9 protein-coding genes are annotated in these 8,932 nt (G+C 62.8%); 1 reads left to right on the top strand and 8 read right to left on the bottom strand.

Annotated features, from left to right (window positions below; translation table 11 throughout):
* The 8 genes from ISS20_RS21590 to ISS20_RS21555 form a co-directional block, all read right to left on the bottom strand.
* Window positions 1–402 (bottom strand): SDR family NAD(P)-dependent oxidoreductase (locus ISS20_RS21590; protein ID WP_291439428.1); only part of this gene is annotated, 402 nt, incomplete at its 3' end.
* Window positions 403–485: 83 nt separating this feature from the next.
* Window positions 486–1,565, bottom strand: coding sequence for a DUF695 domain-containing protein (locus ISS20_RS21585; protein WP_291439427.1), 1,080 nt, complete (start codon window positions 1,563–1,565; stop codon window positions 486–488).
* A 49-nt stretch (window positions 1,566–1,614) separates the two neighbouring features.
* On the bottom strand, window positions 1,615–2,808 hold the full coding sequence (locus ISS20_RS21580; protein ID WP_291439425.1) for an acetyl-CoA C-acyltransferase: 1,194 nt from the start codon (window positions 2,806–2,808) through the stop codon (window positions 1,615–1,617).
* A 46-nt stretch (window positions 2,809–2,854) separates the two neighbouring features.
* Window positions 2,855–4,669 (bottom strand): bifunctional isocitrate dehydrogenase kinase/phosphatase, encoded by a 1,815-nt coding sequence (aceK, locus tag ISS20_RS21575; RefSeq protein WP_291439423.1) that lies wholly within the window; start codon window positions 4,667–4,669, stop codon window positions 2,855–2,857.
* A 65-nt stretch (window positions 4,670–4,734) separates the two neighbouring features.
* Window positions 4,735–5,394 carry a carbonate dehydratase gene (gene can / locus ISS20_RS21570; protein ID WP_291439421.1) on the bottom strand — a complete coding sequence of 220 codons (660 nt, stop codon included), beginning with the start codon at window positions 5,392–5,394 and terminating at the stop codon, window positions 4,735–4,737.
* A gap of 43 nt (window positions 5,395–5,437) precedes the next feature.
* Complete coding sequence (locus tag ISS20_RS21565) at window positions 5,438–6,628, bottom strand: isovaleryl-CoA dehydrogenase (protein ID WP_291439419.1); 1,191 nt, start codon at window positions 6,626–6,628, stop codon at window positions 5,438–5,440.
* A 39-nt stretch (window positions 6,629–6,667) separates the two neighbouring features.
* A complete protein-coding gene (locus tag ISS20_RS21560; protein WP_291439417.1) occupies window positions 6,668–7,129 on the bottom strand; it encodes a PaaI family thioesterase in 462 nt (153 codons plus the stop codon).
* A gap of 42 nt (window positions 7,130–7,171) precedes the next feature.
* The gene (locus ISS20_RS21555) at window positions 7,172–7,567 is read right to left on the bottom strand and encodes a MerR family DNA-binding transcriptional regulator (protein ID WP_176887134.1); all 396 of its coding nucleotides are present in this window, start codon (window positions 7,565–7,567) and stop codon (window positions 7,172–7,174) included.
* Between the two features lie 125 nt (window positions 7,568–7,692).
* Here ISS20_RS21555 and ISS20_RS21550 point away from each other — a divergent pair, with 125 nt between their 5' ends.
* Window positions 7,693–8,778, top strand: coding sequence for an MBL fold metallo-hydrolase (locus ISS20_RS21550; RefSeq protein ID WP_291439413.1), 1,086 nt, complete (start codon window positions 7,693–7,695; stop codon window positions 8,776–8,778).
* The last annotated feature ends 154 nt before the right edge of the window (window positions 8,779–8,932 follow it).

The raw sequence follows: 8,932 nt of genomic DNA, 5'->3' as shown, positions 1-8,932 counted from the left end.
AATCTGTGACATCGAGGACGACAGAAACGCAAACACGCCGCCCGCCTCCGCCACCAGGGGCGCCACCTGCGGAATGGCCTGCATGGCGCCCAGCACGTTGGTGTGCATGACGGCATCAAAGTCTTGCTGTGTGGGCGGGGTGAGCGCGTTGGGGCGGCGGATGACGCCGGCCACATAGAGCGCCAGGTCCAGCTTTTCGCCGTCGAGCTGCCAGGCCAGGCCACTGATGCTGGCGGGGTTGGCCACATCGACGGTGAGCGCCTCGGCGCCCAGCGCCAGCACGCGCTCGCGGCCGGCATCGTCGCGCACGGTGGCGATCACGCGGCGGCCTGCGCTGGTGTACTGGCGCACCAGCTCCAGGCCGATGCCCCGGGACGCGCCCATCACGAGTATGGAGTTCATTTTCAAGCCCAATATGCCGCAAGCGCTAGTGGATCATGCACCAGAAGCTATCAATTCAGGAGTAAAAAAACAACAGCACCAACTCAGGCAGACAGGTAGCCGGCGTACTCGAAATAGCCAGACCACGCGGGGTCGTACGCCACCTTCAGCTCCAGCGATGCCGCCTCGTCGCGCAGCAGCAGGGGCGCCAGCGTCTGTTTGGCGAGTTGCTCGTCACTCACGTAGTACAGCGCCTGCCGGCGGCCCGCGCGCATCAGCGTCAGCACCAGAATGCCCAGCTGCGGCACTTGGAGCAGCGTGGCGGCTTGCTCGTGCAGGTCTTGCACGGCAGTCAGTGTGTCGCTGTCGGGCACCGCCAGGTCCACGGTGAGGGCATAGGCCAGGTCGGCCCGCATGGCCACAGCGTTGGCACTGGTGTTGACCATGACCACGCCGGTCTCGGGCGCGTCTTCGCTGTCGATGTCGTCAGCGGGCAGTTCGTTGCCGTCCTCGTCGATGGGGCAGTCAAACTGCAGTTCCAGCCCGTCCCATTCGGCATCGCCCGTGGGAAAGTGGCCGGTGTGGCCCAGGCTGTCGGTCCAGTAGCGGTCGAACACCGGGGGCAGCTGGCTCAGCGGCACCCAAGGTGTATGGGTATCGCCGGGCTCGCCCACAAAGTCCACCGCGCCCACCTTCACGGCAAAGTCGTACTCGCCCAGCACATGGTCGAGCATGATGAACGCCATGTTGCGCGCGTGGTCCTGGTAGTCGCTGGGGATCTCGCGGCCAAAGCGGATCTCCAGCGCCGCCTGCCCGCCATCCTGCTCCAGCGCCACCAGCACTTCGGACGTGGCCAGCTCAAAGCCTTCCATGCCGATGGGAAAGTCCGGCTGCGTGGTGCGCTCGCGAAACGCGCGCACGCGGTAGTGCGGCAGCGCGGGTGCGGCCGCCACCACCTGCGCCAGCAACGGAAACCGCTCGATGCTGCCGTGGGCCGTGACGATGAGGTCCACCACGGCATCGGCATCGTCGCCGGACATCTCCAGCGCCAGGCCTTCCAGGTGCTGATCTATCAGCGCATTGGCCGCCCCCACGCGCTCGCGCAGCGGCAGGTCCTGGAGCGATGCCTGGGCATCCGAAAACGCGCGCCAGAAGGCGCCGATGGCGGGAGAGGGAGTGGTCATCGCGGTCCTTGTGCAAAGTCGGGGATCATCCCATCTCCAGCCAGCTGCCTCAGACGAGTTCCAGCGCCACGGCCGTGGCCTCGCCACCGCCGATGCACAGCGTAGCCAGGCCCTTGGTCAGGCCGCGTGCCTTGAGGGCATGGATCAGCGTGACCATGATGCGTGCGCCGCTGGCGCCAATGGGGTGGCCCAGTGCGCAGGCGCCGCCGTTCACGTTGACCTTGTCATGGGGCAGGTCCAATTCCTTCATCAACGCCATGGGCACCACGGCGAAGGCTTCGTTGATCTCCCACAGCTGCACGTCGCCCACTTGCCAGCCGGCCTTGGCGAGTGCCTTTTGTGTGGCGCCCAGGGGCGCTGTGGCAAACCACTCGGGCTCCTGCGCATGGGTGGCGTGGCTCACGATGCGGGCCAGGGGCTTGGCACCCAGCTTCTTGGCGGTGGACTCGCGCATCATCACCAGCGCGGCCGCGCCGTCGTTGATGCTGGAGCTGGACGCGGCGGTGATGGTGCCGTCCTTCTTGAACGCGGGCTTCAAGGTGGCGATCTTCTCGAGCTTGACCTTGCCCGGGCCTTCGTCCACCGACACCACGGTCTCGCCCGCACGGGTCTTGACGGTGACGGGCACGATCTCGGCCGCGAAGGCGCCCGACTCGGTGGCGGCCTTGGCACGCTGCACGCTGGCGGTGGCAAATGCGTCCTGCTGTTCGCGCGTGAAGCTGTATTTGGCCGCGCAGTCTTCACCAAAGGTGCCCATGCTGCGACCCGCTTCGTAGGCGTCCTCCAGGCCGTCGAGCATCATGTGATCAAAGATGCGGTCATGGCCCAGGCGGTAGCCGCCCCGGCCTTTTTGCAGCAGGTAGGGAGCGTTGGTCATGCTCTCCATGCCACCTGCCACCATCACGTCGTGCGTGCCAGCCAGCAGCATGTCGTGCGCCATCATCGCGGCCTTCATGCCGGAGCCGCACATCTTGCTGAGCGTGACGGCGCCAGCGCCCTTGGGCAGGCCGCCCTTGAACGCGGCCTGGCGTGCAGGCGCCTGGCCCTGGCCGGCCATCAGGCAGTTGCCAAACAGCACTTCGCCCACGGCGTCGGGCGAGACACCGGCACGCTCGATGGCGGCCTTGATGGCGGCACCACCCAGGTCGTGCGCGGCCAGGCTGGAGAAGTCGCCTTGCAGCGAGCCCATGGGGGTGCGCGCGGCGCCGACGATGACGATGGGGTCTTGGGTGAATGCAGACATGGTGATGGTCTCCTGTGAACGGTTTGAATGGAAAGACGGGGTTAAATCAGAGGGGCGAACGGGCCGACGCGCTCCGTACAAAGCGCCGATCTGCGTCATAGGGAAAGACGTCAAACATGTGCCCCGCGCGGATGCGCTCCTGGTGTGACTGCCAGAAGGCGGCATCGAGCAGGTCGGCGTGGTGCTGCATGAACACCTCGCGCACAGCGTCGTTGCCCAGCAGGAAGGGGCCAAAGGTTTCGGGAAACACATCGCGCGGGCCCACGCTGTACCAGACCTCGCCGCTCATCTCTTCTTCCTCGTTGCGCGGCGTGGGCACGCGGCGGAAGTTGCAGTCGGTGAGGTATTCGATCTCGTCGTAGTCGTAAAACACGACCTTACCGTTGCGCGTGACGCCAAAGTTCTTCCAGAGCATGTCGCCGGGGAAGATGTTGGCGGCCACCAGGTCCTTGATGGCGTTGCCATACTCGATGACGCTGTGCTCCATCTGCTGGCGCGCGCGCGGGTCGGACAGGCCGGTGTCGAAGGCTTCCTGCAGGTAGATGTTGAGCGGGATCATGCGCCGCTCGATATAGAGGTGCTTGATGATCACCTCAGTCTGGCAGTCGCCGTCGCGGTCGCTGATTTCGAGCTGGCTGGGGGCGAACTTCTCGATCTCTGCAATGAGTGCATCGTCGAAGCGGTCACGCGGGAAGGCGACTTCGCTGTACTCCAGCGTGTCTGCCATGCGGCCCACGCGGTCGTGCTGCTTGACCAGCAGGTACTTGGCCTTGACCTGCTCACGTGTGGTTTCCTTCTGGTGCGGGAAGTAGTCCTTGATGAGCTTGAACACGAACGGGAAGCTCGGCAAGTCGAACACCAGCATGACCATGCCCTTGATGCCAGGCGCGATGCGGAACTGGTCGCTGGAGTGCTTCAGGTGGTACAGAAAGTCGCGGTAGAACAGCGTCTTGCCCTGCTTGGCCAGGCCCAGCGCGTTGTAGATCTCGGCGCGCGGCTTGCGCGGCATGAGGCTGCGCAAAAACTGCACGTAGGCGCTGGGCACCTCCATGTCCACCATGAAGTAAGCGCGGGCAAAGCTGAACAGCATCTGCATGTCGTCTTCGCCGAACAGCGCGGCATCGATGTACAGCTTGCCGCTGTCGTCGTGCAGGATGGGCAGCGCAAACGGCACCTCGTTGAAGCCGTTGATGATCTTGCCCACCACATACGCGCCCTTGTTGCGAAAGAACAGGCTGGTGAGCACCTGGATCTGGAAGTTGGTGCGCAGCCGCACCTTGTCGATCCGGCTGCGCATGGCGCCCACCACGCAAGCGGTGTCACGCTGCAAGTCGGCAAATTCGCGCTGCAGCTGGAAGTTCTCGACGATGGTCTGGAACGTTTCGCCCAGCGTGTCCCGCGACGGGTAGTAGGCGCGGTAGGTGGGGCGCGCGGCGGGCTCGTCGTTCTCGATGTATTCGGTGCTGACCGCGGGCCGCACAAAGATGAAGTCGTTGTGAAAATGCGTGCGGTGCAGGATCTTGGTGGTGACCGAATTGAAGAAGGTCTCGGCCAATTCGGGCTGATGGTGATTGACCAACAGGCCGATGTAATGCAGCTTCACCTGGTGCCATACGTCCATGGGCTGGCCACCTGCGCCAAACTCCTTTTCGAGGCGCCGCACGCACTCTTTCACCCGCAGGTCGTAGAACTCGATGCGCTCGCGCTGCGCCCGCTGCTGACCATGCCAGTCGCCGGTTTCAAAGCGGTGCTTGGCCCGCGCGGACTCCGTGCGGAACAGCCGGTAATGCCGGTTGAAGCCATCCATCATGGCCTTGGCAATACCGTAGGCTTGGGGTGCATCAAGGCGTTGCGGGAACATGGTGGCAGGCTTCTTGGCTTCTTTGTCAGCGCAACCGTCGTTCGGCAGGCACAGCGCCGGTCGGCTTACTGCCGCCGGGTCGCGGCCACCCCGGCGATTGCCGCCTTGTACAGCGACTCCAGGCCTTCGGTGCTGTCCACGGACATATGCAGGTTGTTGATGAGCCCATCCTTAAGGCCGTAGCACCAGCCATGCAGTGTGACCTTCTGGCCCCGGCCCCAGGCATCCAGCATTACGGTGGTCTGTGCAATGTTCACCACCTGCTCGATGGCGTTGAGCTCGCACAAAACGTCATGGCGCCATTCGGGTGCGGTGGCGGCGATCAGGTCACGGTGGCGGTCGCGCACATCGGTCACATGGCGGATCCAGTTGTCCGCTAGGCCAACCCGCGTACCCTCCAGAGCGGCCAGTACGCCGCCGCAGCCATAGTGCCCCACCACCATCAGGTGCTCCACCTGCAACTGGTCCACCGCGTACTGGATGGTAGACAGGCAGTTGAGGTCCGTAGGCACCACGACGTTGGCCACATTGCGGTGCACAAACACTTCGCCCGGCTCCAGCCCGGTGATCTGGTTGGCTGGCACCCGGCTGTCGGAACAGCCGATCCACATGTATTTGGGCTTTTGCTGCGCCAGCAAGCTGGTGAAGAAGCCAGGCCGCTCCCGCTCCATCTGGGCCGCCCAGGCGCGGTTGTGGACAAACAGGTCGTCGATGGAAGAAGGCATGGGGTCCTTGGTATGTGAGGGTTGGTCGGTCAGTCTTCGCAGGTCAGCAGGTTTCGGCAAACAGCTCGCGGCCGATCAGCATGCGGCGAATCTCGCTGGTTCCCGCACCAATCTCGTACAGCTTGGCATCGCGCCAGAGGCGGCCCAGCGGGTACTCGTTGATATAGCCGTTGCCACCATAGATCTGCACGCCTTCGCCTGCCATCCAGGTGGCTTTCTCGGCACACCAGAGGATCACGCTGGCGCAGTCCTTGCGGACTTGGCGCACGTGGTCGGTGCCGAGCATGTCGAGGTTCTTGGCCACAGTGTAGGCAAACGAGCGGCCCGCTTGCAGCACGGTGTACATGTCGGCCACCTTGCCCTGGATGAGCTGGAACTCGCCAATGCTCTGGCCGAACTGCTTGCGGTCATGTATGTAAGGGATCACGTTGTCCATCACGGACTGCATGATGCCCAGCGGGCCGCCAGTCAGCACCGCACGTTCGTAGTCCAGACCACTCATCAGCACCTTGGCGCCCTGATTCAGGCCGCCCAGCACGTTCTCAGCCGGCACTTCGACGTCCTGGAACACCAGCTCGCCCGTGTGGCTGCCGCGCATGCCCAGCTTGTCGAGCTTCTGCGCAATCGAAAAGCCCTTCATACCCTTCTCAATCAGGAAGGCGGTCACACCGCGCGCGCCCAACTCAGGCTCGGTCTTGGCGTAGACCACCAGGGTGTCGGCATCAGGACCGTTGGTGATCCACATCTTGCTGCCATTAAGCAGGTAGTAGCCACCCTTGTCCTCGGCCTTGAGCTTCATGCTGATCACGTCCGAGCCCGCGCCGGGCTCACTCATGGCCAGCGCGCCCACGTGCTCGCCGCTGATGAGCTTGGGCAGGTACTTGGCCTTTTGTGCCTCGTTGCCGTTGCGGTTGATCTGGTTCACACACAGGTTGCTGTGGGCGCCATAGGACAAGCCCACCGAGGCACTGGCGCGGGAGATTTCTTCCATCGCCACCATGTGGGCGAGGTAGCCCATGGCGGCGCCGCCATATTGCTCGGACACCGTGATGCCGAGCACGCCCAGGTCACCCATCTTGCGCCACAGATCCATGGGGAACTGGTCGTTGCGGTCGATTTCTGCCGCGCGGGGGGCAATCTCCGCCTGCGCGAAGTCGCGCACGGCATCGCGCAGGGCGTCGATGTCTTCGCCCAGTTGAAAGTTGAGGCCAGGAAGGTTGGCAGGGATGCTCATGGGGTCGTCTCCTCAAAAAGGTAATGGAATGGGCCGGATTCAGCCCTGGATGCTGTCGCGTCCGGTGACCGCCATAAGAGTGCATCCCATGGTGGCGACCAGCTTTTCTTGTCTGCCGTCGATGGCGAAGGCGCGGCCTTCACACACGGTGATGGTGCGGCCGGGCTTCAGCACCCGCCCTTCCATGCGAAATCGCTCGCCCTTGGCAGGGGCCAGCAAGTTGATCTTGAACTCGATGGTGAGCACGGCAGCGTCGGCCGCCATCAAGGTGAAACCGGCATATCCACACGCAGAATCTAGCGCAGTGGCCACCATGCCCGCATGGAGAAATCCATGCTGCTGGGTCAGCCCAAGCGCCCAAGGGAGTTCGATGTCCACGGCACCCGGCGTCACAAGGCCCAGCGAGGCACCCAGGGTCTGCATGGCTCCCTGGCGCGCAAAACTGGCGCGTACGCGGTCAGCAAAGTCGGTGCAACGCGGCTCAAGGGGGGGCGTGCTCACAACAGTCTCCTGATTTACGTTTACGTAAACGTCAATTATGAATCAATTTTGCTTTTCTACCTTAGCCAGTAGCGTGCGCGCCTCTTCTTCGTGCTCGCGCACCTCTTCCAGGTTGGCCTGTAAATCGGCCATCTGCTCTTCGAGCTGCTTGCGATGCACCACCAACACGTCGAGGAATTTGCGCAGCTGAACGCCGGTGTCACGGGGGCTGTCGTAAAGGTCGATGATCTCCTTGGCTTCCGTCAGTGAGAGGCCCAGGCGCTTGGCCCGCAGCGTCAGTCGCAGCCGGGTGCGGTCGCGCGCGCTGTACACGCGATTGCGTCCGGCAGACCCAGTGCGCTCAGGCTGCAGTAAGCCCATGTCTTCATAAAAACGGATCGCCCGGGTGGTGAGATCGAACTCTTTGGCGAGGTCACTGATGGTGTAAGTGTTGGCCATGGTGGGTGCTGCACACAGCAGTATCGGTTTCGCAAATGAGACAGCCCGGTGGCGGCAGCTCCCTACAATGCATCGAATGCATGACGTTTACGTTAACGTCAATGCTAACCCATCAGACCTTCGCCATGAATCCACTCGAACACCAGATCCACTACCCGCTCGGCGACGCGCTCCCTCCCGAGGGCGGCTCCATAGTGGTCGCGCCGGGAGTCCACTGGATTCGCATGGGTCTTCCCTTCGCACTGGATCACATCAATCTGTGGCTGCTGCGCGACCGACAACCGGGCGCTGGCGGTGTGACACTAGACGGGTGGACAGTGGTGGATTGCTGCATCGACAGCGCTGCGACCCGTGCACAGTGGGAGCAGATTTTTGTGAATTGTCTGGGTGGCTTGCCCATCTTGCGTGTCATCGTGACCCACATGCATCCAGACCATATCGGTCTCGCCCATTGGCTGTGCGAGCGTTGGGGGGTGCAATTGTGGATCAGTGCCACCGACTACAACGTGGCTCGGGTCGCTGTTTATGACCCGCAAGGGTTTGGCGGCGAAGCAGGGGCGGACTTCTATGCCCTGCACGGTGCGCAAGACCCTTCCTTTTTGGCCCATGTACGTGGGCGGGCATCGTATTTTCCGACCCTTGTGCCCGCGCTGCCGCCCCGCTTTCGCCGAATCATGGATGGAGACACGCTGAACATTGGGGGCCGAGGATGGCGTTGCATCAGCGGTTATGGACATGCGCCCGAGCACATGGCGCTGTTCTGTGCTGAATTGACCACGCTGATCAGCGGTGACATGGTGCTACCGCGCATCTCGACCAATGTCAGTGTCCATGCCAGTGAGCCCGAAGCCAATCCGCTGCAATTGTTTTTGACTTCGCTGTTGCGGTACCTGGACCTGCCGGAAAGCACACTGGTGCTCCCATCGCATGGCAAGCCGTTCACGGGATTGGCCACGCGCATTGCGCAGCTGCAGAACCACCACCACGAGCGGCTGGCAGATATCTTGCTGACAGCCCAAGACAATGCGCTGAGCGCTGCAGATACCCTGCCAATTCTCTTTCAACGCAAGCTGGACACCCATCAGATGACTTTTGCTATGGGTGAGGCGCTGGCGCATCTGCACCATCTGTGGATGGATGGGAAATTGGAGCGCTTTCTCGATCAGGCCGGGGTTCAGAGATTTCACGTACTGAACGGTGGAGGCGGATAAACGCATCCGATCCGCCGTGATCCTGTGTGATCAGTTGCTCGTCGCGTCGCGGTGCGCTGAAGCTACTCACACGGCGTGACTTGAGATGCTACGCACGCTTGGTCGGGGCAAGTAATCTGAGATGGGTTGGGAGGGCTGTTGAAGCCGAACGCAT

Origin of the sequence: Acidovorax sp. (assembly GCF_016783915.1) — a bacterium.
Taxonomy (GTDB): domain Bacteria; phylum Pseudomonadota; class Gammaproteobacteria; order Burkholderiales; family Burkholderiaceae_C; genus Acidovorax.
Note: the sequence above shows the minus strand (reverse complement) of the source record. Positions and strands in the feature narration are given on the sequence as shown.